The organism is Microbacterium sp. NPDC055665 (assembly GCF_053618035.1).
The window spans coordinates 1,107,102-1,129,475 of sequence record NZ_JBSHGY010000001.1 but is presented as its reverse complement, the minus strand read 5'-3'; the positions used below and the strand labels follow the sequence as shown (position 1 = coordinate 1,129,475).

28 protein-coding genes and 2 tRNA genes are annotated in these 22,374 nt (G+C 68.7%); 23 read left to right on the top strand and 7 right to left on the bottom strand.

The genetic code is table 11. The annotated features are described in order from the left end of the window. Nucleotides 1-3 precede the first annotated feature (3 nt). From ACWGO6_RS05420 to ACWGO6_RS05390, 7 genes are all read left to right on the top strand, one after another. Complete coding sequence (locus ACWGO6_RS05420) at nucleotides 4-495, top strand: FBP domain-containing protein (RefSeq protein WP_136042910.1); 492 nt, start codon at nucleotides 4-6, stop codon at nucleotides 493-495. Between the two features lie 45 nt (nucleotides 496-540). Next, nucleotides 541-1,341 carry an enoyl-CoA hydratase/isomerase family protein gene (locus ACWGO6_RS05415; RefSeq protein WP_452326069.1) on the top strand — a complete coding sequence of 267 codons (801 nt, stop codon included), beginning with the start codon at nucleotides 541-543 and terminating at the stop codon, nucleotides 1,339-1,341. 117 nt (nucleotides 1,342-1,458) lie between these two features. Further along, complete coding sequence (locus ACWGO6_RS05410) at nucleotides 1,459-2,454, top strand: hypothetical protein (protein ID WP_452326068.1); 996 nt, start codon at nucleotides 1,459-1,461, stop codon at nucleotides 2,452-2,454. Next, a complete protein-coding gene (locus ACWGO6_RS05405; RefSeq protein ID WP_376103607.1) occupies nucleotides 2,451-3,245 on the top strand; it encodes an inositol monophosphatase family protein in 795 nt (264 codons plus the stop codon). Before ACWGO6_RS05410 ends, ACWGO6_RS05405 begins: the two co-directional genes overlap by 4 nt. Nucleotides 3,246-3,470: 225 nt before the next feature. Beyond that, nucleotides 3,471-4,634, top strand: a complete 1,164-nt coding sequence (locus tag ACWGO6_RS05400; RefSeq protein ID WP_452326067.1) for a peptidoglycan DD-metalloendopeptidase family protein — start codon at nucleotides 3,471-3,473, stop codon at nucleotides 4,632-4,634. Between the two features lie 69 nt (nucleotides 4,635-4,703). After that, nucleotides 4,704-4,775: transfer RNA gene (locus ACWGO6_RS05395), tRNA-Thr, on the top strand. A gap of 34 nt (nucleotides 4,776-4,809) precedes the next feature. Next, nucleotides 4,810-4,883 (top strand) — tRNA-Met (locus ACWGO6_RS05390). Between the two features lie 70 nt (nucleotides 4,884-4,953). Here ACWGO6_RS05390 and ACWGO6_RS05385 read toward each other — a convergent pair. The 4 genes from ACWGO6_RS05385 to ACWGO6_RS05370 form a co-directional block, all read right to left on the bottom strand. Continuing rightward, complete coding sequence (locus tag ACWGO6_RS05385; RefSeq protein ID WP_452326066.1) at nucleotides 4,954-5,784, bottom strand: CPBP family intramembrane glutamic endopeptidase; 831 nt, start codon at nucleotides 5,782-5,784, stop codon at nucleotides 4,954-4,956. Between the two features lie 88 nt (nucleotides 5,785-5,872). Continuing rightward, entirely contained in the window at nucleotides 5,873-6,184 is a 312-nt protein-coding gene (locus ACWGO6_RS05380) for a hypothetical protein (RefSeq protein ID WP_452326065.1), read from the bottom strand. Between the two features lie 109 nt (nucleotides 6,185-6,293). Further along, nucleotides 6,294-7,964, bottom strand: coding sequence for an MDR family MFS transporter (locus tag ACWGO6_RS05375; RefSeq protein ID WP_452326064.1), 1,671 nt, complete (start codon nucleotides 7,962-7,964; stop codon nucleotides 6,294-6,296). Continuing rightward, nucleotides 7,965-8,576: a TetR/AcrR family transcriptional regulator gene (locus ACWGO6_RS05370; RefSeq protein WP_452326063.1), complete on the bottom strand. Its 612-nt coding sequence runs from the start codon at nucleotides 8,574-8,576 to the stop codon at nucleotides 7,965-7,967. Nucleotides 8,577-8,751: 175 nt separating this feature from the next. Between ACWGO6_RS05370 and ACWGO6_RS05365 the strand changes: the two genes are divergently transcribed. The 9 genes from ACWGO6_RS05365 to ACWGO6_RS05325 all read left to right on the top strand — a co-directional run bounded on the left by ACWGO6_RS05365 (nucleotide 8,752) and on the right by ACWGO6_RS05325 (nucleotide 12,834). Continuing rightward, nucleotides 8,752-9,195, top strand: a complete 444-nt coding sequence (locus ACWGO6_RS05365; RefSeq protein ID WP_240745128.1) for an Asp23/Gls24 family envelope stress response protein — start codon at nucleotides 8,752-8,754, stop codon at nucleotides 9,193-9,195. Next, a complete protein-coding gene (locus ACWGO6_RS05360) occupies nucleotides 9,192-9,383 on the top strand; it encodes a DUF2273 domain-containing protein (protein ID WP_452326062.1) in 192 nt (63 codons plus the stop codon). Before ACWGO6_RS05365 ends, ACWGO6_RS05360 begins: the two co-directional genes overlap by 4 nt. Further along, nucleotides 9,380-9,727, top strand: coding sequence for a hypothetical protein (locus tag ACWGO6_RS05355; protein WP_452326061.1), 348 nt, complete (start codon nucleotides 9,380-9,382; stop codon nucleotides 9,725-9,727). Before ACWGO6_RS05360 ends, ACWGO6_RS05355 begins: the two co-directional genes overlap by 4 nt. Beyond that, nucleotides 9,724-10,290: a hypothetical protein gene (locus ACWGO6_RS05350; protein WP_452326060.1), complete on the top strand. Its 567-nt coding sequence runs from the start codon at nucleotides 9,724-9,726 to the stop codon at nucleotides 10,288-10,290. The genes ACWGO6_RS05355 and ACWGO6_RS05350 overlap by 4 nt, the downstream gene beginning before the upstream one ends. Further along, nucleotides 10,287-10,904, top strand: a complete 618-nt coding sequence (locus ACWGO6_RS05345; RefSeq protein ID WP_452326059.1) for a hypothetical protein — start codon at nucleotides 10,287-10,289, stop codon at nucleotides 10,902-10,904. Before ACWGO6_RS05350 ends, ACWGO6_RS05345 begins: the two co-directional genes overlap by 4 nt. Nucleotides 10,905-10,994: 90 nt before the next feature. Then, nucleotides 10,995-11,168, top strand: coding sequence for a CsbD family protein (locus ACWGO6_RS05340; protein WP_136042862.1), 174 nt, complete (start codon nucleotides 10,995-10,997; stop codon nucleotides 11,166-11,168). A gap of 126 nt (nucleotides 11,169-11,294) precedes the next feature. Then, nucleotides 11,295-11,861: an RNA polymerase sigma factor gene (locus ACWGO6_RS05335; RefSeq protein ID WP_452326058.1), complete on the top strand. Its 567-nt coding sequence runs from the start codon at nucleotides 11,295-11,297 to the stop codon at nucleotides 11,859-11,861. Then, complete coding sequence (locus ACWGO6_RS05330) at nucleotides 11,858-12,478, top strand: hypothetical protein (RefSeq protein WP_452326057.1); 621 nt, start codon at nucleotides 11,858-11,860, stop codon at nucleotides 12,476-12,478. The genes ACWGO6_RS05335 and ACWGO6_RS05330 overlap by 4 nt, the downstream gene beginning before the upstream one ends. Continuing rightward, nucleotides 12,460-12,834: a hypothetical protein gene (locus ACWGO6_RS05325; protein ID WP_452326056.1), complete on the top strand. Its 375-nt coding sequence runs from the start codon at nucleotides 12,460-12,462 to the stop codon at nucleotides 12,832-12,834. The genes ACWGO6_RS05330 and ACWGO6_RS05325 overlap by 19 nt, the downstream gene beginning before the upstream one ends. Before the next feature lie 59 nt (nucleotides 12,835-12,893). Here ACWGO6_RS05325 and ACWGO6_RS05320 read toward each other — a convergent pair whose 3' ends face one another. Further along, nucleotides 12,894-13,739 carry an SDR family oxidoreductase gene (locus ACWGO6_RS05320; RefSeq protein WP_452326055.1) on the bottom strand — a complete coding sequence of 282 codons (846 nt, stop codon included), beginning with the start codon at nucleotides 13,737-13,739 and terminating at the stop codon, nucleotides 12,894-12,896. 93 nt (nucleotides 13,740-13,832) lie between these two features. On the opposite strand from ACWGO6_RS05320, the gene ACWGO6_RS05315 reads away from it, so the two are divergent. The 7 genes from ACWGO6_RS05315 to glmM all read left to right on the top strand — a co-directional run bounded on the left by ACWGO6_RS05315 (nucleotide 13,833) and on the right by glmM (nucleotide 20,044). Continuing rightward, complete coding sequence (locus ACWGO6_RS05315) at nucleotides 13,833-14,198, top strand: winged helix-turn-helix transcriptional regulator (RefSeq protein WP_136042857.1); 366 nt, start codon at nucleotides 13,833-13,835, stop codon at nucleotides 14,196-14,198. A gap of 97 nt (nucleotides 14,199-14,295) precedes the next feature. Then, a complete protein-coding gene (locus ACWGO6_RS05310) occupies nucleotides 14,296-15,837 on the top strand; it encodes an APC family permease (protein ID WP_452326054.1) in 1,542 nt (513 codons plus the stop codon). Between the two features lie 43 nt (nucleotides 15,838-15,880). Continuing rightward, nucleotides 15,881-16,765 (top strand): tRNA pseudouridine(38-40) synthase TruA, encoded by an 885-nt coding sequence (gene truA / locus ACWGO6_RS05305; RefSeq protein ID WP_452326053.1) that lies wholly within the window; start codon nucleotides 15,881-15,883, stop codon nucleotides 16,763-16,765. A 12-nt stretch (nucleotides 16,766-16,777) separates the two neighbouring features. Next, on the top strand, nucleotides 16,778-17,446 hold the full coding sequence (locus ACWGO6_RS05300; RefSeq protein WP_136042854.1) for an endonuclease/exonuclease/phosphatase family protein: 669 nt from the start codon (nucleotides 16,778-16,780) through the stop codon (nucleotides 17,444-17,446). A gap of 265 nt (nucleotides 17,447-17,711) precedes the next feature. Continuing rightward, nucleotides 17,712-18,158: a 50S ribosomal protein L13 gene (rplM, locus tag ACWGO6_RS05295; RefSeq protein ID WP_029261158.1), complete on the top strand. Its 447-nt coding sequence runs from the start codon at nucleotides 17,712-17,714 to the stop codon at nucleotides 18,156-18,158. A 27-nt stretch (nucleotides 18,159-18,185) separates the two neighbouring features. Continuing rightward, nucleotides 18,186-18,671 (top strand): 30S ribosomal protein S9, encoded by a 486-nt coding sequence (gene rpsI, locus ACWGO6_RS05290; protein WP_017828210.1) that lies wholly within the window; start codon nucleotides 18,186-18,188, stop codon nucleotides 18,669-18,671. Between the two features lie 14 nt (nucleotides 18,672-18,685). After that, nucleotides 18,686-20,044, top strand: coding sequence for a phosphoglucosamine mutase (gene glmM, locus ACWGO6_RS05285; RefSeq protein ID WP_452326052.1), 1,359 nt, complete (start codon nucleotides 18,686-18,688; stop codon nucleotides 20,042-20,044). A gap of 84 nt (nucleotides 20,045-20,128) precedes the next feature. Here glmM and ACWGO6_RS05280 read toward each other — a convergent pair whose 3' ends face one another. Together ACWGO6_RS05280 and ACWGO6_RS05275 are read right to left on the bottom strand one after the other, a co-directional pair. Further along, complete coding sequence (locus ACWGO6_RS05280; protein ID WP_452326051.1) at nucleotides 20,129-21,577, bottom strand: hypothetical protein; 1,449 nt, start codon at nucleotides 21,575-21,577, stop codon at nucleotides 20,129-20,131. Then, nucleotides 21,574-22,359 (bottom strand): glycosyltransferase family 2 protein, encoded by a 786-nt coding sequence (locus ACWGO6_RS05275; protein ID WP_452326050.1) that lies wholly within the window; start codon nucleotides 22,357-22,359, stop codon nucleotides 21,574-21,576. The genes ACWGO6_RS05280 and ACWGO6_RS05275 overlap by 4 nt, the downstream gene beginning before the upstream one ends. Between the last annotated feature and the right edge of the window lie 15 nt (nucleotides 22,360-22,374).

The following is a 22,374-nucleotide window of genomic DNA, read 5'->3' as shown; positions in this document are numbered from 1 at the left end:
GTGATGCGACCGCTCACAGAGGCCGACGTCAGGGCATCGTTCGTCAATGCGGATGCCGATGAGCTGCGGACCATGGAGATGCCGCACGACTTCGTGCTCATCGACTGGGACTACCTCGACTTCTTCGCCTGGCAGGATCCGAGCGCCACTCGCCGCGGCTACGTGCTGATCCCGCACGGCGACCGGGTCGTCGGCATCGTGCTTCGCGCCACCGAGCCGGGGCGCGGACGCTCCGGCATGTGCAACATCTGCCACACCATGCAGCCGGGCAACCAGATCGCGCTCCTCTCCGCACGGCGCGCCGGCGAGGCGGGGCGACGGGGGGACTCGTTCGGCACGTACATGTGCGCCGACCTCTCCTGCCACGACAACGTGCGTCTGGCGCACCCGCTCGCGCCCAACGAGATCAGGACTCCCGGGCAGGTCGACTTCCGACTCGACGGCACACGGCGACGGATGGAGAGCTTCGTCTCGCGGGTCTGGGAGCAGAGCTGATCGCGGTTACGCTGGACCACACGTCCTGTGCTCGAAGGAGAAGCCATGAGTGATGCCATCCTGTTCGCCGTCGAAGAGGGTATGGCTCGGCTCACGCTGAACCGCCCTGCTCGACTCAACGCGTTCAACGCCGACCTCGCGCACGCGTGGAAGGATGCGACCGCCGAGGCGACATCGCGGCCCGACGTGAAGGCGATCCTCATCGATGCGGCAGGCCCGGCCTTCTGCGCGGGCGGCGACGTCATCGACATGGCCACGACGATGGGCGCATCCGGAGCGGAGATCACCGCGCTCGCCGAGGTGATCAACGCCGGTATCCGTTCGCTCACCGAGTCCGCGGTGCCCGTGGTCGCGGCCGCGCACGGCACCACGGCCGGCGGAGGCCTCGGCATCCTGCTCTCCAGCGACTACGCGGTCGTGGGCTCGCGTTCCAAGCTCGGCAGCCTGTACGCGAACATCGGCCTGACTCCCGACCTCTCGGTCTCGGCGCAGCTCGCCCGAGCCGTGGGCCAGCGGCGCGCGTTGCAGCTCGTGCTCCAGGATCGGCTGCTGTCGGCGTCGGAGGCGGTGGAGTGGGGGCTCGTCGCCGAGGCCGTGACGGGCGCGGACGGGGCCGCCGAGGCCGATGCCGTACGCGCTCGCGGTGAGGAGATCGCTCGCTTCTGGCTCGCCGGAGCGGCCGACGCGTACGGGCAGGCGAAGCGGCTCGTGCGCTCGCAGCCCGAACGCTCTTTCGTCGAGCAGCTGACCGAAGAGGCGCGGTCGATCGGCGCAGCCCTGGAGACTCCGGATGCGCAGGCCCGGGTTGCCGCCTTCGCCGCCGCATCCGGGAAGAAGTCGGGCTGACCTCTCCTCCCCGCATCGGCGTTCTGCGAAGACTTCTCCTCAGTGCGGCGCCCGGCCGTCGGCTGTGGCGATGCGCGTGGCAGGATGAAGGCATCGCCGCTCGACGAGAGGATCGCCATGTCCCAGCCGGACATCACCACGCAGCCGCAGGGTGAGAAGAAGAATATGTCGCTGCTGATCCGAGGTTCACTCTGGATCGCCATCGGTGCTCTGATCGCCGCAGCGCTCGTGTGCGTCATCTGGGTGCTCGTGGGAGACCAGGACGGACTGATCGGAAGGGCATTCCTCACGATCCTGCTCCTGGCGGCTTTCGCAGGGATCGCGATCCTCGAGGCGGGCCTCGCACCGAATCGCCCCGACTGGCTGCAACTGGCCAGCATGGTGAGCTGGATCGTGGCGCTGCTGGTGGGTGCCGTCAAGATCTGGCTCCCCGAAGAAGGCGTGTTCTTCGGAGCGGAGCGCTTCTTCCAGCTGCTGCTCGTGATCGGCATCCTTCAGCTCGCCCTCCTGCATGTGCGTCTGTTCACTCCGGCCGCTCAGCGGCACGTCACGACATTCACGCGGGTGATCTACATCGTCACGGTCACGTTCCTGGTCGGACTCGTCGGCATGCTCGTGTTCTTCCTCGCCTTCCCGAACACCTTCCACTACGGCGAGCTGTACTGGAGGATCGTCGTCGCGCTGACGATCCTCGTCGCCGTCGGAACCACGCTCATCCCGCTGCTCAATGCGCTGTTCGCGCCGAAGAAGAAGGTCTCGGCGGTTCCGGCGCTGGCCGCGGCCCCGTCGTGGCCGACCTATGCCGATGGGATCACCCCGCTGCCGGCGCTTCCCGACTCCTCGCCCGACTGGAACGCCTACTACACCGGCTACCCGACGCCGCAGCAGCCGCAGCTTGCAGCGCCCACCACGAGCTTCCCGGTTGCGCCCCAGCCCGCACCGCCCGAGCCTGCACCTCCGCAGCCCGCACCGCCCCAGCCCGCACCGTCCGCGGCTCCGGGTGGCCACCTCGTTCCTCCCGCTCCTGCCGGAGGTCAGCCGCCGACCCCGCAGCAGGGCGAACCGCCGGCGTTCCCCCCGCCGCCCCCCGTACCGCAGCAGCCCGCGCCGTGACGCTCGAGATAGAGCTCAGCGAGCTCGCGACCGAGATCGCCCGGGAAGCCGGAGCGCTCGCCCGCACCCGTCGGTCCGAGGGCGTGCGTCTCGCAGCGACCAAGACGACGCTCGCCGACATCGTGACCGATGCCGATCGCGAGGTCGAGGCCCTCATCCGAGAGCGCCTGCGCGCCGCCCGTCCCGAAGACGGCTTCCTCGGCGAGGAGTCGGGGGCCGAGCAGGGCGCGAGCGGGATCACGTGGGTCGTCGATCCGATCGACGGCACGGTGAACTACGCCTACGGCATCCCGGCGTACAACGTCAGCATCGCGGCCGTGCAGGGCGAACCCGATCCGGAGACGTGGGTGGCGCTCGCAGCAGCCGTCGACGCGCCCGCTCTCGGCGAGACCTTCACGGCGGCTCGCGGTCACGGGGCATGGTTGAAGGGAAGTCGCCTCGCAGTGACCGAGGAGACTCCCGCGGGTGCGCTCCTCGGCACCGGTTTCGGCTACGACCCCGCCACCCATGACGGCGACCTCGCCACGGTGGCGCGGGTCATGCCGATGGCACGCGATCTCCGACGCATGGGTGCTGCGGCGCTCGACCTCGCCTACGTCGCCGCCGGGCGGCTCGACGGGTACTTCGAGCGCGGGCTCCGTCCCTGGGACCATGCTGCCGGGGCGCTCCTGATCACGGAGGCGGGAGGCCGCGTCTCCAGAATCGATGTCGGATCACCGCGCCCGATGCTCGTCGCGGGAGGCCGCGATGTGCACGCGCGTCTGCTCGAGATCCTCGCCCCGAAACACTGATCGATTCATGGCATTCCCAGGCTGATCAGGGTAGGGTTTACCCGATCGTTACTTTCGCCACCCGAAGGCGAAAGTGTGAGTTTGCCCTCCCGAGCTTTACGTACGACCGAGAGAAACGCTTTGCCCTTCGAGAATCCCCAGGCTGCCTCTGCGCCCACGCGCCGGTCCAGCCGACTCCGCATTGAGGCGCCCGAAGCCTCCGCGGCGGGAACGACGGCACCCAGCGTGGCCGCAGAAGCCGCCGCCGTCGCCCTCGCTGTCGTCGCACCGCTTTCGCGTCGCGCCGCACGCCAGAGACCGGCCACCGACGACGTCGTGGTCGAATCTCCCGTAGAGCCTTTCATCGCCGCGACTCCCGAGCCGATCATCGCCGATGTGCCTGCCACGCCGTCGGCCGTCGACACGGCGGAGCAGATCATCGAGATCGTCGTCGGCGATGAGGTCGACGCTGCCCCGGCCGACTTGACGCCGGAGCCGGCGAGTGACCTGCCGCTCGAAGATGACGTCGACGCCTTCGAGCGCGCATCACGAGCTTTCCGCACGGGGTCGATCCCGACGGCCGATTCTTCCGCCACCGCGTTCACCGCGCACAAGTCTGCTGCCGATTCCGCCCAGCCCGAGGCGTCCGCGCATGTCGCCTCCCGTCGCCCGCGCAACTTCCGCAAGGTCGTGGCCGTCGGCGCGAGCGTCGGTGTGATGAGCCTCGCAGGACTCCTTGCCGTCTCCATGACTCTTCCCGCCGAGGCTGTCGCCGCGGTTCAGGGAACCTCGGTCGCGGCCACCTCGCTGGTCTCGGCTGCCGCTTCCGACGCGAAGGGGGCGGCCGACGACGAGATCCAGGCCTTCGTCGCACCCTCGGGCGTCGAGAACGAGTCGCTCGCACGGTCCGACGACTTCAGCACCATCTCGCTGGTCCAGGTCGCTGCCGAGCAGGGCATCAACTACTCGGGCGAGATCTTCACGAATGACCCCGACGCGGCCATCCAGTGGCCCTTCCTGGTCGGAGTCGGCATGAGCTACGGCTACGGCATGCGCAGCGGCCGCCTGCACGAGGGCATCGACTTCGTCCCCGGCGACGGCGCCCCGGTCCAGGCGATCGCCGACGGCACCGTCCGCATCGCGACCGAGCAGGGCGGAGCCTACGGCGTGACTGTCTACATCGACCACGTCATCGATGGGTCGGTCATCACGAGCCACTACTCGCACATGCAGTACGGCTCGCTGCAGGTCAAGGCCGGCGAGACCGTCAAGGTCGGCACGATCGTCGGCAAGACCGGAAACACGGGCCGTTCCTACGGCGCGCACATGCACTTCGAGCTCATCGTCAATGGGTCGACCATCGATCCGATGCCGTGGCTCAACGAGAATGCCGGGCGGACGTCCTACTGACCGGCCCGGATTTCATGAGGACGCCACAGTGATGGTATTCTCGTACGGTTGCCCCGCGAGGGGCAGCACGCCCCGATAGCTCAGTGGCAGAGCACTTCCATGGTAAGGAAGGGGTCGTCAGTTCAATCCTGACTCGGGGCTCGCAGCATTCTTCTCACGCGGACGGATGCCTCGCGGCAGGGTAGCTCAGCTGGTTAGAGCGCACGACTCATAATCGTGAGGTCGCGGGTTCAAGCCCCGCTCCTGCTACAGACGAAAACCCCCGGCTTCCCGGGGGTTTTGTCGTTTCTGCAGACCGTCGACCCGTTCGGCGCGGCGGTTACGCAGACTTGCGCTGCCCGGCGAAGTCCGGCTGTGCTTCTCCCACGCGTCCGCGGGTGAAGAAGATCAGCACGAAGCCGGCGATGATCACGGCGATGTTGCCGAACCCGGCGACGCCGGTGAGCGCACCCTCCGCGGGGTATGCGGTCTGCAGGAAGATGCTCGGGTCGGTGCTGGCGTGTAGCAGGATCGGCGCGATGATCGTCCCGGTGACGCGGAGCGCGAGGTACATCAGGATGCCGAAGGCGAAGGTGTAGATCAGCTGGAAGCCGGTCGCGAAGAGGTTCTGCCCGCTGAGCAGGTTGCCCGCGTGCAGCCCCGCGAACAGCGCGGCCGAGATCACGGCCACCACGACCTCGCGGTAGCCGGCCTTCCGCAACAGGTTCACCACCAGACCGCGCGTGAGCACCTCTTCGGTGAACCCGATGAGGAGTCCCGCCAGGAGCCAGGTCGCGACGACGTCGAAACCGGCGCGACCGTAGTCGATCGTCGCGAAGCGGAGGACGTTGAACAGCAGCACCACCACGATGGCGATCCACATCCAGCCCCTGCCGCGGATCGGCTGCCGGCCGAAGAGCTCAGCCCACCACCCGACCGAGAGGGTGAACGCGGCGAGGATGACGGCTCCGACGAGTTCGGGGAGCACATAGAACACGGCGATGCCCGCCGCGCTGCTCGGCTCCTCGATGTTCAGCGCGAGCGGGGTGAATGCCAGCGAGAGCAGCTGGAAGAGGATGAAGTATGCGGCGGTGAGGAGGAGCGCTCGCCACCAGCCGCCCTTCTCCCAGAAGCTCTTCCAGAACGTGGGGGTGGGTGCGGGAGAGGACATGGGGGCTCCAGGCGGTGGGGAGGGCCGGCGTGTTCTCGTCAGTTTTGCGCACACCCGTACATCGCGTCCAGCGGGGCGTCTCGGTGCGTCAGTGAGGAGCGCTTCGGCCCGCTCCCCGGTTGCGCGTCGGAGGCAGGTGCGGGATGGGGATGGGGCGGGTCGCCCGTGAGGCGTCCTGGAACCGGCGGACGGCGTCGAGGACCTCCTCGGCGGAGCAGTACCGCAGCGCGAGAGGGAGGTCGCGTCGCCAGAGGACTTCGAACTCCGTCGGAGCGTCCTCGAAGATCGTGCAGACCACCCGGCGGTGGTCGCCCTCCGGGTAGTGCAGATCGTGGATCGCCCAATCGGTGTCGCTGACGTGCACCAGGGCGAACCTGCGGTCCGGGTCGTGCTCCATCATTCTCCTACCTGTCCCCACGGTGAAGAATGACCGATGGCGTGGCAGAAGGGGAGGGGCTTGACACCACAGCGCCCTCACCCTTCATCGGAAGGCGAGGGCGCCGGCGGCGTCAGCGGACGGTCGGGGTGGGAGCCGTGTCGGCCGGTCCAGCCTCCATCGCAGCGAGATCGTTCGGACGGGCGATGCCGCGCTGCTCGGCTTCCAGCCGTTCCGCCTCCTCGCCGCTGATCGCCTCGCCGCGGGCGACGAGTCCGGCCTGATCCGACAGGGGGATCTGCTTCAGGAACAGCGACAGCACGAGCGCGAGCACGATGAAGGGCACGAGGTACCAGAACACCGGCGCCAGAGCATCGGCGTAGGCGGTGACGATGCCGTCGCGCACCTCGTCGGGAAGTGTGCTCAACGTCGCCGGGTCGATCGTGGACGCAGCCTGCGATGCGGCATCCGGTGAGGCTCCAGCCCCGGCGAAGACCCCGGTGAGGTTCTCGGTCAGGCGCGTGGTGAAGATCGTGCCGAACACGGCGGTGCCGAGAGACGCCCCCACCTCGCGGAAGTAGTTGTTCGTGCTGGTGGCCGTGCCGAGCTCGCCCGCGGGAACCGCGTTCTGCACGACCAGGACGACGACCTGCATGATGAGGCCGAGCCCGGCGCCGAACACGAACAGGAACGTGCAGATCAGCCAGATCGGTGTCGAGGCCGACAGTGTGGTCATGGAGACCATCGCGATGCCGGTGATGATCGTGCCGAGGATCGGATAGATCTTGTACTTGCCGGTCTTGGAGATCGCGATGCCCGAGAAGATCGACGTGCCCATGAGGCCCACCATCATCGGGATCATCAGCAGACCGGATTCCGCCGCCGAGGTGCCGGACGACATCTGCAGGAACGTCGGCACGAAGCCGATCGCCGCGAACATCCCGATTCCGAGCACCAGCCCGATCGCAGTCGCGTTCACGAAGATCGGGTTGCGGAAGAGACTGAGCGGGATGATCGGGTCCTTGACCCGCGATTCGGTGATCACGAAGGCCGTGGCTGCGACGATCAGGCCGGCGCCCCAGGCCCAGGTGGCCAGCGAATCCCAGCCGAACTCCTTGTCGCCGCCGAAGTCGGTGAAGAAGATCAGGCAGGTGGTCGCGATGGAGAGGAAGATCACACCGAAGATGTCGATCGGCTTCTCGGCCTTCTTGCTCGGCAGCTTCAGCGCGACCAGCGCGATGATGAACGCGGCGATGCCGACGGGGATGTTGATGTAGAACGCCCACTGCCAGGTCAGGTGGTCGACGAAGTAGCCGCCGAGGAGCGGACCGGCGACAGCGGACAGGCCGAACACGGCGCCGAGCGGGCCCATGTACTTGCCGCGCTCGTTGGCCGGCACGATGTCGGCGATGATCGCCTGCGACAGGATCATCAGACCGCCGCCCCCGAAGCCCTGCAGGGCACGGAAGACGACGAACATCCAGAAGTCGGTGGCGAACGCGCAGCCGACCGAAGCCAGCGTGAACAGGGCGATGGCGACCAGGAACAGGTTGCGTCGGCCGAGGACGTCACCGAACTTGCCGTAGATCGGCATCACGATGGTCGTGGCCAGCAGGTAGGCGGTGGTGATCCAGACCTGGTGGTCCACGCCGCCGAGCTGCCCGACGATGGTCGGCATGGCGGTGGAGACGATGGTCTGATCGAGGCTGGAGAGCAGCATGCCCGCGATGAGCGCGCTGAAGATGATCCAGATGCGGCGCTTCGTGAGCAGGAAGGGCGCATCCTTCGTGGCGGTGGCGGACATTCAGTGGTCTTTCTGTGACGGTGTGTAGAGCGAGCGGGCGAGGTCGAGGCGTCGAGCGATGAGGTCGCTGAACGGCTCGGTGGAGTGGTGGTGCAGGAGCTGGTCCATGCTCATCCGGACGAGCGCGCCGACGGTGTGCACGATCACCTCGGCGCGGAGTTCGGCGTCGGCGGCATCCGGGGTGCGGCGGACGATCAGCCCCATGTCGCGGCGTTCGTTCTTCGCGAGCTGCTCGAACGCGGCCTTGAGCAGACGCGGCTCCTGCTCGATCACGGCGAACATCGCCGGAGCATCCTCGACCGGGTTGAAGAGCTCGAAGCGGCGGATGGTCAGCTGGATGAAGTCGTCGAGCAGGTCGCCGTGCTGAGAGGCGAACTCCTCCTCGAGGGCCTCCTGACGCGAGTCGATGGTCGCGAACCCGAAGACCGCGTTCTCCTTGCTCTCGAAGTAGTTGAAGAAGGTGCGTCGGGACACACCCACCTCGGCGCACAGCTCTTCGATGGTGAAACCGGCGAAGCCGTGCTCGGAAGTCAGTCGGCGTGCGGCATCGGTGAGTGCGCGGGACGTCTCGCGCTTACGCTGCTCCCGCAATGAATCTGCACTGTCGCTCATGGAGTGCAATATTGCACTCTGTTCCTTGGAGTGCACTGTGAGCGCTCTCCCGCGCGATCGGAAAACGTTCCGATGAATCTGTGACGTTCTCCGCCCGGCATCCGTCCTAGTGGTGTCGCTGCACGGCGACCCGCACTCCGCACGGGGAACGGACACACGGATGAAGGAGCTCGAGATGGCGAACGTGACCGGCAGTACTCAGCCCAAGACCCAGATCGTCGCACCGCAGCTGGGGGCTGCCGCGGGGAAGACCACGATCGAGGATGCGGTGGTGGCGAAGATCGCCGGCATCGCTGCTCGCGAGGTCAGCGGCGTCTACGCGCTCGGCGGGGGAGCCGCGCGCATGGTGGGAGCGATCCGCGATGCGCTCAACACGACCGACCTCTCGCAGGGGATCAGCGTCGAAGTGGGCGAGACGCAGGTCGCGGTCGACGTGACGATCGTCGCCGAGTACCCGGTCTCCCTGCAGAAGGTCGCGGATGAGGTCCGCGCCGCCATCCACCGCGCCATGGTGGAACTGGTCGGCATGGACGTCGCCGAGGTCAACGTGACCGTCAACGACGTGCACATCCCCTCCGACGACGAGGGCGACGGCACGCAGGAGACGCGAGTCCAGTGACCGCGTCGGTGATCGGAGCAGCGGCTGCGGCCGCTCTCGCGTTGACCTGGCTGACCCTGGGCTTCTGGGCCTTCGTGCTCGTGGCCCTGGCGATGCTGGTGGGCGCGGTCGCCGGTCGCATCATCGACGGTCGGCTCGACCTGCGGGCGCTCGCCGCGGTCTTCCGAGGCCGGCGCTCCTCCTCATGACGGTCGACCGCTCATCGCGGGCGGAGGAGGGCATCGTCGTGGGGACGACGACCTTCACCGCCCGCGCGTTGCAGCGGCTCGCCGTCGGCATCGCGCACGACGTCGCCCGGGTCTCCGTCCGCGACGTCGGGGTGCAGTTGTCGGATGAGCACGGTGCGCTGCGGATCGCGGTCACCGTGCCGGTGGCCACGGCGTCGACGAGCGGAAGGAACCTGGTCGAGGGCGGGGAGGGCCTCCGCAACGGTCTGATCGACGGAATGCGAGAACTGGCCGGCCGTGAGGTCGGCACCGTGGACGTCCGGTACTCGGGCGTGCGGCGGAGTACCGAGAGGAGAGTGCGATGACGAACGAACAGACGACGTATCGCCGCGTCCTGCGTCGCGAGACGTACACGTCTCGCACGGCCGCGGCGATGGTGGTGGCGTCCATCGGCGCACTGCTCCTGATCGCGCTGCTTGCGGGCGCCGTGTGGTGGCTGGTCGACGGTGGCTTCCGTGACGCGGCCGCGTCACGGCTCGAGGGGATCTCCGTCGGGGTGCAGCAGCCGGCGGTGCTGTTCGGCATCGGCGGGGTGCTCACAGTCCTCGCCGTCGTGCTCCTCGCGCTCGCACTGCTGCCCGGGCGCCGGGCGCGGCGCGCGCGCATCACAGAGCGCACCGCGCTGCTCGTGGACGACGGCGTGATCGCCGACTCGATCACCGCGGCGGTCGCCCGTCGCGCCGGGGTCGACCGCGGTCGCGTGGCCGTGTTCGTGGGCCGGCGCACGGTCGAGGTCCGCATCACTCCGACCAGCGGCGTGTTCGTGCGGGTAGCCGACGCCGAGGACGCGGCGAACGACATCCTCGCGGGGCTCGGCTTCTCGGCCACCCCGCGCGTCGTCATCGAAGCGCACGGAGTGGTCGCATGAACGCGACGAACCGATTCGTGAATCGCAGCGTGCTCTTCCTCGTGGGCGCGGTACTGCTGGCCGCGGGAGCCGTCGCGCTCGCTGCCGGACTGCTCGCCGCGGGGGAGCCGCCCGCGTGGCTGCGGCGGCCGGCGACCCAGGTCGCCGCCGCGTGGGAATCAGCCGAAGGCTGGACGTGGCAGGCAATGGGCATCGGCCCGGTGTCGATGCCGGTGCTGCTCGCCCTGGCGGCCGCGGTGGTGCTGACAGTGCTGCTTGTCGTGTTCCTGAGCTCCCGCCGACGGGGACGCTCGAAGACCGTGCTCGACGTCGTCACCGCCACCGGGCGGACGACGGTCGACCGCAACGTGGTCGACGCCGTCCTCACCGAGCCGCTGATCCGGCGACCCGACGTGCTCTCGGCACGCACCGGCACCTACCGTGTCGGCTCGACGCGCGCGGTCGAACTGGCGGTCACCGTGCGTCCGGGGGCCCCACTGGCGACCGTCGTCGCGGCGGCCGAGGCGGCGATCGGCGAATGGGACGACCTGCTGGGGTCCCGCATCCCGATCCTGCTGCACCTCTCGGATCGGCGCTGGCGCGAGGGTTTCCGTTCGCCGACCAGGGTGCAGTAGCCGGTCGTGGCGACGATACAGAGCCACGCGCGGACCACGCGCGTGCGGATACGCACCCGACAAACGGGTGCGCTGAGGAAAGGAGACGCCATGGGCGCTGAGGACAAGATCAAGGCCGCTGCGGAGAAGGTCGCCGGGAAGGCGAAGGAGGCCGTCGGCAAGGTCACCGGCGACGACAAGCTCGTCGCCGAGGGCAAGACCGAGCAGGCCAAGGGCGAGATCCGCGACACGGCCGAGAACGTCAAGGATGCGTTCAAGAAGTAGCGGGTGCGGGGAGGGACCCGGACGGGTCTCTCCCCGATCACTCCCAGGTGGGTCGGCGAGGATCCGATCCGGTGAGGCGTCCGTTCCGAATCCCCTGGGGGGATCGGATCGAGGGGTGGGGAACAGATGGAAGAGGAACGCTTTCGCAGAGCGCTCGAGCACGCTGACGACGGCATCGTCGCCGGGCGCGCGATGGACGGCGATGTCGAAGCGTTCGCCGTGCTCGTGCGGAGATACACGCCGATGATGCGCGCGTACACGCAGCGGATGCTGAACGCCTCGGCCGATGTCGATGACATCGTGCAGGAGTCCTTCGTCACCGCATGGCAGCGGTTCGGCGAGCTCGACGACCCGTCGAAGGTGAAGAGCTGGCTCATGCGGATCGTGAGCCGCAAGGCGGTGGATCGCATCCGCGCGACGCGACCGGTCGTGGACATCGACTCCATCGACCGCCCCGCGCCGCTGCACGCCTCGCCGTCGACGGTGGTCGAGGTGCGCGCCGGAGTCGCCGCGGTCGGTGCGGCGCTCCGGGAGCTGCCCGACGCGCAGCGCGAATGCTGGGTCCTGCGCGAGATCGGCGGCTACTCCTACGAGGAGATCGCGGAAGAGCTCGACATCCCCGTCTCGACCGCGCGCGGACTCCTCGCGCGGGCTCGGAAATACATGATCGTACGGATGGAGGAGTGGCGATGACCGACGAGAGAGACGTCCCCGAAGTCCGCCGTCTCGGTCTGGAACCGAGCGATCTCCACGGGCACACGCTCGACGAGCTCACCGACTACCTCGAAGCGGGACGACAGCCCTCCGACCGCTCGATCGACGAGTCGCCCGGATGTCAGCTGGCGCTGGACGCACTCGAACGACTGCACGGCCTGGGTGCAGAGCTGATGGCCGCCGAGACCGCAGCGGAACCGGAGGTCGATGCGAGCTGGGTCGACCGCATCCTCAGCGGCATCGCCATGGACGCGCGCTCGGGCAGACGCATCCCGTTCGATGCCCCGGATCCGTCGACGGATCTCGGGATCACCGAGGGTGCGGTGCGCGGACTCATCCGCGCGACCGAGAGCACTGTGCAGGGACTGCTCATCGGGCGCTGCCGCCTCATCGGTGACGTGACCGTCGCGGATGCTCCGATCCGTGTGGAGATCGACGCCAGTGCGCTGCACGGACAGCCGATCCCCGTGATCGCGGATCGGCTCCGGGTCGAGGTCGATCGGGCCCTTCGCGCACACACGGAGTTGAACGTCGTCGCGATCGACATCGCGATCCGGGACATCAGGGAGGTGTCGTCATGGACGCAGGAGAGCTGACGGCGGCGGATGAGCGTGCGGCGCTCGCCGCCGCGATCGAGGCAGCGGTGCGGGCGACTCCTGGTGTCCGCAGCATGTACCGCTCCGGCTCGCTCATCTCGAACCTGCTCCGTGCGGGCGCCGCGGCGCTCGGCGGGCGACAGGAGGACGAGCCGCTCGTGTCGGTCGCTCCCGTGGGCGACGGCGTCGCTGTGGAGTCGTCGATCGGGGTGGACGCCGACGCGAGGTCGGGGGAGGCCATCCGCGCCGCGCACGCCGCGATCGAGGCTGTGCTCGAGGCGCGCGGGGTCCGGCAGGACAGCATCACCCTGACGGTCGTGCACGTGCAGTCCGCCGAGGCGGCGCACGCGGGGTGAGGCGGCGGGTGCCGCTCGTTCCTGGGTGAGGGGAGCGGCACCCGCCGGGCGCACGGCGATCAGCCGACCGTGCGCAGTCCCTCCACGAGCGGGGTGGTGGGGCGTCCGATCAGGTGCGCGAGCGTTCCGTCGGTTTCGGCCAGGGCGCCATCGCGGATCCCGGCATCGAGAGCGGCGACGAATCCGGCGGTTCCCTCATCCAGACCGGCTTCACGGAGGGCCGCGAGCTGATCGTCGAACGAGACCGGGACGAACGTGACCTCGCGCCCCGTGACTTCGGCGAAGGCCGAGGCGAGATCGCTGTAGGTCCAGGCGACGTCGCCGCCGAGCTCGTAGACCTCGCCGACGTGTCCGTCTTCGAGTGCGACGACCGCCGCGGCCTCTGCGAAGTCCTTGCGGCTGGCCGAGGCGACCCGCCCGTCACCGGTGCCGGCGGTGAGCACGCCGGTCTCGGCGGCGCGAGCGAGGTCGGCGGCGTAGTTCTCGGTGTACCAGTTGTTGCGGAGGATCACGGCGGGGAGTCCCGCGGCGGCGATCAGCTCTTCCGTCGCCTTGTGCTCGGGCGCCAGGACCAGGTCGCTGGTGGTCGCCTTCGGCGCGCTGGTGTAGACGAACTTGGTGACCCCGGCGGCCTTCGCGGCGTCGATGACGGCCTGGTGCTGGGCCACGCGCTGCCCGACCTCCGACCCCGACACGAGCACGACGGTTTCCACACCCTCGATGGCCGCGGCCACCGAGGCGGGGTCGGTGTAGTCCAGACGCACGACGCGGACGCCGAGGTCGGCCGCCTTGGCAGTGTCGCGTGCCCCGGCGACGATCGACTGCGGGTCGGCTCCGCGCTCGAGCAGGCTGGCGATGATGAGGCGTCCGAGATTGCCGGTCGCGCCGGTGACGAGGATGGTCATGAGGGTCCTTTCGTAGGTGACACCCTCGACAACCTCGCGACGGGCAGCGCGCATTCCGCCCTGACGGTACCCACTTTGAAGTAAGGTACCCACATGACGGTTAGTTTCGCGCAGATAAAGGAATCAACGCCGTTCGTCTTCGATCAGAACTGCGGCACGCGGGTCGTACTCGACCACATCATGAGCAAATGGGGCGTGCTCGTGCTCTCGTGCCTCTCCGACGGCACGCTTCGCTGGGGTGAGCTGCGCCGCGAGGTCGACGGCATCAGCGAGAAGATGCTCGCCTCCACACTGCGCACCCTCGCCGACGACGGTCTCGTGCATCGGGAGTCGCTCCCGACGGTGCCCCCGCATGTCGAGTACAGCCTGACCCCGCTGGGCCGCGATCTCATGGAGCGGATGCTGCCGTTGATGGAATGGGTCGCCGACCATGCCGACGGGATGCTCGGAAGGGTCTGAACCTGCGGATTCCGTCGCCCATCGTGCTGTCGGCTGCGGATTCGGTTGACGAAAGAAACCATTGACGCGATAACCGCGGTGGCTCTACTGTTCTGACATGGCAGCAACGACGCCGATTCATCTGGAACGACCCGACGGCAAGGGTCTGGCTGCGGGGACGCTGGGACTCTGGGGGTCGACCGTCATCGGTCTGGCCTCGACGGCCCCGGTCTACTCGCTCGTGGCGACGCTCGGCTTCGTGGTGCTCGCCGTCGGTGCGCAGGCACCGATCGCCTTCATCATCGCCTTCGTCCCGATGCTCCTGATCGCCTTCGCGTATCGAGAGCTCAACAACGCGGTGCCCGACTGCGGCACCACCTTCACCTGGGGGACCAAGGCGTTCGGTCCGTGGGTGGGGTGGATGGGCGGCTGGGGCGTCGCGGTCGCGGGCATGGTCGTGCTCGCCAACCTCGCGCAGATCGCCTCGGTCTACTTCTGGTCGCTGATCGGACAGGACCTCGAGAACAACGACTGGCGCGTCGTCGTCGTCGCCGTGCTCTTCATCGCGGCGATGACCTGGGTCAGCTGGCGCGGTGTCGAGATCGGCGAGCGCATCCAGAACATCCTCCTCGGCATCCAGTACCTCGCGCTCGCGATCTTCGTGGTGACCGCGCTGTGGCAGTTCTTCGCCGGCACCGCCCCGAATCCCACGCCGTTCTCGTGGGAGTGGATGAACCCGTTCGCGTTCACCGACTGGTCGGGCTTCACCGAGGCCATCCTCCTCGCGCTCTTCATCTACTGGGGCTGGGACACGTGCCTCGCCCTGAACGAGGAGACCAAGGACCCGAAGCGCATCCCCGGCCGCGCCGCGCTGCTGACCACGGTCATCCTGCTGTTCACCTACGTCGCCGTGACCATCGCGGCCATGATGTACGCCGGGCTCGGCGAGGACGGCACGGGGCTGGGCAACGAGGCGAACGCCGACGACTTCTTCCTCGCCATCAAGGACGGGCTGCTCGGGCCGTTCGGCTGGGTGCTGGTCGTGTCGGTGATCATCTCGGCGATCTCGTCGACGCAGACCACCATCCTGCCGACCGCCCGCGGCACGCTCGCGATGGGCGTGTACCGCGCCCTGCCGGCGAAGTTCAAGGATGTGCACCCGACCTACAAGACCCCGTCGTTCTCGACGATCGTGATGGGCGTGGTCGCCTCGGTCTACTACATCGGCATGACGCTGATCAGTGACAACATCCTGCAGGACTCGATCCTGTCGCTCGGGCTCGCGATCGCCTTCTACTACGCCATCACCGGTTTCGCGTGCGTCTGGTACTTCCGGAAGGACCTGACCGCCTCGCCGCGGGAGTTCTTCTTCAAGGGGCTCTTCCCGCTGCTGGGTGGGCTCATGCTGACCTGGGCGTTCATCCAGTCGGCGATCGACATGTGGGACGTCGACTACGGGTACACGGTGCTGTTCGGCATCGGCGGCACGTTCGTGATCGGCGTCGGCTCGCTCGCGTTCGGTCTGGTGCTGATGTTCGTCTGGTACCTGTTCCCGCGGTCGAAGCGGTTCTTCCGCGGCGAGAGCCTGAACCGGGAGACCCAGGTGATGGTGCCGGATGAGCCGTCCGTCACGATCCGCTCGATCGACGGCGGCATCTGAGGTCGCCTCGGGCACGTCTGCGGACGTGTCCTAGGCTTGCTCCGTGCGCATCCGGCTCGACATCGCCTACGACGGCACCCACTTCCGCGGGTGGGCGAAGCAGCCGACGCTTCGCACGGTGCAGGGCACTCTCGAGGCGGCGCTCGCGCGGATCGTGGGGTCCGACGTGCAGTTCGTCGTCGCCGGACGCACCGACGCCGGCGTGCATGCCAGCGGTCAGGTCGCGCACGTCGACCTGGACGAGAGACAGTGGGCGCGCATCGAGGCCAGGCAGGGACGGGCGCCGCTGGCTCCTGCGGAGACGATCGCCGGTCGCATGCGCGGGGTGCTCGGGGCCTACTCCGACGTCACCGTCACGAAGACGTCCATCGCTCCCGAAGGCTTCGACGCCCGGTTCTCGGCCGTGTGGCGGCGCTACCGCTACCGTCTCGCCGATGCGCAGGCCGGATTCGACCCGCTGCGACGGCACGACACGACGAACATCCGCGGGCGTCTCGACGAGCAGGCGATGGATGCCGCGGCGCGCAGCCTCATCGGACTGCACGACTTCGCGGCGTACTGCAAGCCCCGCGACGAGGCGACGACCATCCGCACCCTGCTCGACTACCGCTGGGAGCGCGACGCCGAAGGGGTTCTCGTCGCCGAGGTCAAGGCCGACGCGTTCTGCCACAGCATGGTGCGTGCGCTCGTGGGCGCGTGCGCGGCCGTGGGGGAGGGGCGCCTCGACGTCGAGGACCTCGTGGTGCTGCGCGACGCCTTGACGCGCACCAGCGAGTTCAAGGTGCTGGCGGCCCGAGGGCTCATCCTCACCGAGGTCGGGTACCCCGCCGATGAGCTGCTGTCGGCACGAGCGGAGCAGACGAGGGCGCGTCGTGACGGTGTGAGCCGTCTTCGCGATCCGGAGCCCGACCACAGCCTGGGCGAGTAGCGTGGAACGGTCATGAAGGTCATCTCCTATAACCTCCAGAAGCATCGCGCGGCCGGAGAACTCGCGGCTCTCGTCGGCGAGCACGACCCCGACATTTTGTGTTTGCAGGAGTGCGACGTGCCCGAGCTGCCCGCGGAGATCGGCGACCTCGTGCTGGCGGATGCGACGCAGGGCAACCGGCTCGGACTCGCGCTGTTCTACCGATCGAGCACCTACCACCTGCAGTCGATCCGCACCCTCGGGCTGAAGAAGTCGCTGCACGACCGCATCGCGAAGCCCGCTCACGAGCGTGTGCTGGGGGCGCGGCTGCGCGACATCGACGATGCGCAGGATTTCATCGTGGCCTCCTTTCATGCGGCGCCGCTCACGGCGTTGAACTCGCTGCGCCGGCACCAGATCCGCGCGGCGCTCAGCGAGCTCGCGACTCTCGGTGAGGGGTTGCCGCAGCTCATGGTCGGCGACTACAACTACCCGATCTTCAAGGAGAACCTCGGTCAGGCGGTGCGCGACCACGGTTACGCCCTCTCGCTCAGCGACGACCACACGTACACCCGCTACCGCGTGTTCCGCGGGCACTACGACTTCGCGACCTCGGCCGGTTTCGAGATCGAGCGCATCACGACTCTGCCGCAGGGGTCGAGCGACCACCGCCCGATCCTGGTCACGGTCAAGCCCGACTGACTCGACCCTCGTCCGCTCCGGTCGCACTTGCTGCCGCTCTCAGCCGCCGACAGCAGCAGAAAGTGCGACCGGAGCGAGCCGAGGGGGTGGGTTTGGGCATCCGCGCCCGGTGGCGTATGATTTCCCTTTGGTGCCTTTCCCGTCCGCGGGAGAGCGCATCGTCCGAACGTGAGCCCTCCACTGGCGTGTTCCTCCCTGTCGGGAAGAACCACCCCGGAGTGGGATTCACGAACTTCTCCGTTCGACACAAGAAAGCAGCACTATCGTGACGCGCACTTACACCCCCAAGGCTGGCGAAGTCCAGCGCGATTGGGTCGTCATCGACGCCACCGACGTCGTTCTCGGCCGTCTGGCTTCGCACGCCGCTACGCTCCTGCGTGGCAAGCACAAGCCGACCTTCGCCAACCACATCGACTCGGGTGACTTCGTCATCATCGTGAACGCCGACAAGGTCGCGCTCACCGGTCAGAAGCTCCAGAAGAAGCTGGCCTACCGCCACTCGGGTTACCCGGGCGGCCTGAAGTCGGTCACCTACGCCGAGCTCCTCGAGAAGAACCCGGTCCGCGCTGTGGAGAAGGCCATCCGTGGCATGCTCCCCAAGAACAGCCTCGGCCGCCAGCAGCTGACCAAGCTCAAGGTGTACGTCGGTGCCGAGCACCCGCACGCCGCGCAGCAGCCGCAGACGTACACCCTCGACCAGGTCGCCCAGTAAGCGCCGTAAAGACTTAAGGACATACTCGTGGCTGACATCCAGGACACCACCGAAACCCCCCAGAACTTCTCGACGTCGACTCCCGAGACCGACGTGGTCGAGGCGGCTCCCCGCCCCGTCCTCAGCGTCCCGGGTGCCGCTGTCGGCCGTCGCAAGCAGGCCATCGCCCGCGTGCGCATCGTCCCCGGCTCGGGCACGATCACGGTCAACGGCCGCACGATCGAGGACTACTTCCCGAACAAGCTGCACCAGCAGCTGATCAACGACCCGTTCACGGTGCTGAACCTCGCGGGTGCGTACGACGTCATCGCGCGCATCTCCGGTGGTGGCCCCTCGGGTCAGGCCGGCGCGCTCCGTCTCGGCATCGCTCGTTCGCTGAACGGCATCGACGAGGAGAACAACCGTCCGACCCTGAAGAAGGCCGGCTTCCTCTCGCGCGACGCTCGCGTCAAGGAGCGCAAGAAGGCCGGACTCAAGAAGGCCCGTAAGGCGCCTCAGTACTCGAAGCGTTAAGGTCCACTGCTCCGATGCCGATCTTTGGCACGGACGGCGTGCGAGGACTTGCCAATGGCATCCTCACCGCCGACCTGGCGCTCACCCTGGCCCAGGCGACTGCTGTCGTCCTGGGCCAGGGCCGTACTGCGGAGGCTCGCAAGGCCGAAGGCAAGCGACTCACCGCAGTGGTCGCCCGGGACCCTCGGGTCTCCGGACACTTCCTGACGTCGGCCGTCTCGGCCGGTCTCGCCTCCTCGGGGGTCGACGTGCTCGAGGCCGGTGTCATCCCGACCCCGGCTCTGGCGTTCCTCGTCGCCGACCGTGACGCCGATTTCGGCGTGATGATCTCGGCGTCGCACAACGCCGCTCCCGACAACGGCATCAAGATCTTCGCCCGTGGGGGCCGCAAGCTCCCCGATGAGGTCGAGCAGCGCATCGAAGAGGCGATGTCCGGTGAGATGCTGCGCCCGACCGGCGCCGGCGTCGGTCGTGTCGACCGCTTCTCCGACGCGGAGGACCGCTACGTCGTGCACCTCCTCGGCTCGCTGCCGAACCGTCTCGAGGGCATCCACGTCGTGCTCGACTGCGCCCACGGCGCGGCATCCGGCGTCTCGCCCGAGACGTTCCGCGATGCGGGCGCCGAGGTGACCGTCATCGGGGCCGACCCCGACGGCTGGAACATCAATGACGGCGTCGGCTCGACTCATCTCGACAACCTCGCCGAGGCCGTCGTGCGTCTGGGTGCCGACATCGGCATCGCCCACGACGGCGACGCCGACCGCTGCCTGGCCGTGGACGCCGAGGGCAACCACATCGACGGCGACCAGATCATGGCGATCCTCGCGGTCTCGATGAAGGAGCGCGGAAGTCTCACCGACGACACGCTCGTCGCGACCGTCATGAGCAACCTCGGCCTGCACGTCGCGATGCGCGAGCACGGCATCACGGTGCGTCAGACCGCCGTCGGCGACCGCTACGTGCTCGAAGACATGAACGAGGGCGGATACGCGCTCGGCGGCGAGCAGTCCGGTCACGTCATCATGAGCGAGTTCGCCACCACCGGTGACGGCATCCTCACGGGTCTCCACCTGGTGGCGGAGATGGCACGACAGAAGAAGTCGATCGCCGAGCTCGCGTCGATCATGACGGTGTACCCGCAGGTGCTCATCAACGTGCGCGACGTCGACAAGGATCGCGTCGCCGACGACGAGGTCGTGCAGCAGGCGGTGCGCGACATCGAGAGCGAGCTGGGGGAGTCCGGTCGTGTGCTGCTGCGCAAGTCCGGCACCGAGCCGCTCGTGCGCGTCATGGTCGAAGCCGCGGATGCGGAGTCGGTGCACGCCTACGCCGGACGTCTGGCAGAGGTCGTCCAGGACCGCCTCGCGCTCTGACGCTCGCAGAACCTCGAACCGGCCGGTCGCTGATCTCAGCGGTCGGCCGGTTCTCTGTCTTCGGGGCGTCGCCGAGCTGCGCGGTCAGGGCGCCGCGCAGATGCGGTACTGGCCGGCGTCGACGAGGGTCTCGGTCGCGCAGGGCCGAGTGGTCAGCCGGGGCGCGTCGGCCATGGCGGGAGCGTCGAAGAGCCCGACGTGCGCACCCGTCAGGACGATCGGCGCGACCGCGTACCCCCAGGGCTCCGCCGCCAGCCATTCGATGTCGTTCGCCTCGACCCAGGCCGTGAGCGGCACAAGGGCGACCCGCTGGCTCTCCAGCGTCGTGCGGGGCTCGTACGTCGACACGACGTGGGAAACCCCGCCGCCGGCGATGATGGCGGCCAGTGCGGACGCGGCGACGACGCCGATGACACGGACGCCGTTGCGGCGCGGCAGGGCGGCCACGGCCCACAGGGCGACCGCGGCGATCACGGGGAAGAACGCCAGGATGCCGGGTGCGGGGTGTCGCACCCACAGCGGCAGTCGGGAGGCGGTGGCCCACCAGCCCACGAACGCGAGTGCGCCGACGATGGCCGCCAGAGCGTAGGCGATCACGATCCGGTCGGCGGCGCTCGCGTCACGCCAGCGCAGCACGATGCCGGTGATCGCGAGACCGAGGGCGATGACCGCTCCGATCACGGCGAGGAAGCCGGGCAGCGACCACGAGTCCGCCAGCGTGCCGAGCTTCTGCAGCACCGTGGTCGCGGCGTCGCCCTGACCCCCGGTGCGGAGGAAGTGACCGAAGTCGCGCAGGTGCTGCACGAAGCCGCCGAAGCCCAGCGACAGCAGCGCGCCGAGCTCCAGGAGCAGCGTCGGCACGGCGGCCAGCAGGAAGGGCAGCCACGACCGCCGGAGGGTGTCGCGCACGCGGGCCCAGCCGGTGCCGTCGGAGAACACCCACAGGGCGATCGCGAACGCCGGCAGTGCGAGGGCGGCGATGAGCTTCGCCTGGATCGCGAGACCCACGAGGAGGCCGGCCAGCCAGGCGCGGCGGGGAAGGAGCGTGAGCGCCCAGACGAGGAGCGCGGCCGCGGGGATCTCGCCGAGCAGATCGGCGGGGCCCTGGATGGGGGAGAACCCGGCATCCGCGGTGAACGCCAGGGGGACCGCGACGGCGAGTAGAGCTGCCCAGCGTCCGCCGATGCGCCGTCCGATCACGGCGAGCCCGGCGAGGAGCGCCACCCAGAAGGCCAGAGGGACCAGCCGTGCCGCCAGCACCGGGTCCATCCCGGTCGCGAGGAGCGCGGCGACGGGCAGGAGCACGACGGGCCCGGTCGAGATGCGCGGGTCGAAGGGTGTGATGGTCGACCCGGAGAGGGCGCCGTCGCTGGAGTATCCGAGACCGTCGAGCAGGTTGAGCGGGACGGTGAGGTTGAAGGCCTCGTCCTCCCAGAAGCGCCAGACGAACAGGCTGTGCCACGCGACGATGACGTGCCCGATCAGCAGGGCGACTGCCGCCGCCCAGAACACGATCGTGCGTGCTCGCGTCATCGCGCGACGGTCTCCGGGCGACGGATGTTGCGCAGGGGAGCGGAGGGCCGCAGCGAGAGCGTCCACGCCTCGACGAGGGCGACGCGCACGAACCGGCGCAGGCGCTTCGGCGGCAGGGTGACGGCGTTCCCGCGCCCCCACATGGTGCCGGTGGTCGATTCTCCTCGTCGGGGGATGCTGGCCACACGGAGGTAGCGCACGGTGAAGCCCGCTCGGGCCTCGGCGAGGGAGAAGTGCACGTGCGGCACCGTGGCGTCGGCCGGGGTCGCGTCGACGAGCAGTCGCAGCGCGTCCGGGCGGTAGGCGCGCAGCGGGGTGTTGACGTCGGGGATGCGGCGTCCGGCGGCGAGGGCGATCAGGAGGCCGACCGCGCCCGTGAGCACCTTGCGATACCAGGGGTCGGTGCGACCGTCGCGCACGCCGTGGACGACATCGGCGTCCTCGGTCGTGAGCGCGGTGATGAGCCGGGTGAAGTCGCTGCCGTAGAACTGGCCGTCGCCGTCCACGTGCACGAGCACGTCGGGGTCGGCGGCGAGTCCGGCGCGGTAGGCGGAGAGCGCGGTCGGGCCGTGACCGCGGTTGAGGGGCTGCACTTCGACGGCGACGTCGGAGACACCGTCGAACACCGAAGCCGTGGCATCCGTGGAGCGATCGTCGGCGACGTGGAAGGTGACGCGGTCGGCCAGGGGAGACACGCAGTCGCGGATCTCGTCGATGAAGCCCCGGATGCCTTCGACCTCGTTGTAGGCGGGCATGACGACGGCGAGGTGGCGAAGGGTCACAGGGTCCTTGGGGTG

What these genes read in the sequence shown, in the direction of transcription:
- ACWGO6_RS05310 (WP_452326054.1), top strand. Translation starts at nt 14,296, where the DNA reads ATGGCAGCAACGACGCCGATTCATCTGGAACGACCCGACGGCAAGGGT.
- ACWGO6_RS05415 (WP_452326069.1), top strand. Translation starts at nt 541, where the DNA reads ATGAGTGATGCCATCCTGTTCGCCGTCGAAGAGGGTATGGCTCGGCTC.
- ACWGO6_RS05420 (WP_136042910.1), top strand. Translation starts at nt 4, where the DNA reads ATGCGACCGCTCACAGAGGCCGACGTCAGGGCATCGTTCGTCAATGCG.
- ACWGO6_RS05355 (WP_452326061.1), top strand. Translation starts at nt 9,380, where the DNA reads ATGACGGTCGACCGCTCATCGCGGGCGGAGGAGGGCATCGTCGTGGGG.
- ACWGO6_RS05385 (WP_452326066.1), bottom strand. Translation starts at nt 5,784, where the DNA reads ATGTCCTCTCCCGCACCCACCCCCACGTTCTGGAAGAGCTTCTGGGAG.
- ACWGO6_RS05320 (WP_452326055.1), bottom strand. Translation starts at nt 13,739, where the DNA reads ATGACCATCCTCGTCACCGGCGCGACCGGCAATCTCGGACGCCTCATC.
- ACWGO6_RS05410 (WP_452326068.1), top strand. Translation starts at nt 1,459, where the DNA reads ATGTCCCAGCCGGACATCACCACGCAGCCGCAGGGTGAGAAGAAGAAT.
- ACWGO6_RS05375 (WP_452326064.1), bottom strand. Translation starts at nt 7,964, where the DNA reads ATGTCCGCCACCGCCACGAAGGATGCGCCCTTCCTGCTCACGAAGCGC.
- ACWGO6_RS05380 (WP_452326065.1), bottom strand. Translation starts at nt 6,184, where the DNA reads ATGATGGAGCACGACCCGGACCGCAGGTTCGCCCTGGTGCACGTCAGC.
- ACWGO6_RS05350 (WP_452326060.1), top strand. Translation starts at nt 9,724, where the DNA reads ATGACGAACGAACAGACGACGTATCGCCGCGTCCTGCGTCGCGAGACG.
- ACWGO6_RS05335 (WP_452326058.1), top strand. Translation starts at nt 11,295, where the DNA reads ATGGAAGAGGAACGCTTTCGCAGAGCGCTCGAGCACGCTGACGACGGC.
- ACWGO6_RS05330 (WP_452326057.1), top strand. Translation starts at nt 11,858, where the DNA reads ATGACCGACGAGAGAGACGTCCCCGAAGTCCGCCGTCTCGGTCTGGAA.
- ACWGO6_RS05325 (WP_452326056.1), top strand. Translation starts at nt 12,460, where the DNA reads ATGGACGCAGGAGAGCTGACGGCGGCGGATGAGCGTGCGGCGCTCGCC.
- ACWGO6_RS05345 (WP_452326059.1), top strand. Translation starts at nt 10,287, where the DNA reads ATGAACGCGACGAACCGATTCGTGAATCGCAGCGTGCTCTTCCTCGTG.
- ACWGO6_RS05280 (WP_452326051.1), bottom strand. Translation starts at nt 21,577, where the DNA reads ATGACGCGAGCACGCACGATCGTGTTCTGGGCGGCGGCAGTCGCCCTG.
- ACWGO6_RS05315 (WP_136042857.1), top strand. Translation starts at nt 13,833, where the DNA reads ATGACGGTTAGTTTCGCGCAGATAAAGGAATCAACGCCGTTCGTCTTC.
- ACWGO6_RS05370 (WP_452326063.1), bottom strand. Translation starts at nt 8,576, where the DNA reads ATGAGCGACAGTGCAGATTCATTGCGGGAGCAGCGTAAGCGCGAGACG.
- ACWGO6_RS05365 (WP_240745128.1), top strand. Translation starts at nt 8,752, where the DNA reads ATGGCGAACGTGACCGGCAGTACTCAGCCCAAGACCCAGATCGTCGCA.
- ACWGO6_RS05300 (WP_136042854.1), top strand. Translation starts at nt 16,778, where the DNA reads ATGAAGGTCATCTCCTATAACCTCCAGAAGCATCGCGCGGCCGGAGAA.
- glmM (WP_452326052.1), top strand. Translation starts at nt 18,686, where the DNA reads ATGCCGATCTTTGGCACGGACGGCGTGCGAGGACTTGCCAATGGCATC.
- ACWGO6_RS05340 (WP_136042862.1), top strand. Translation starts at nt 10,995, where the DNA reads ATGGGCGCTGAGGACAAGATCAAGGCCGCTGCGGAGAAGGTCGCCGGG.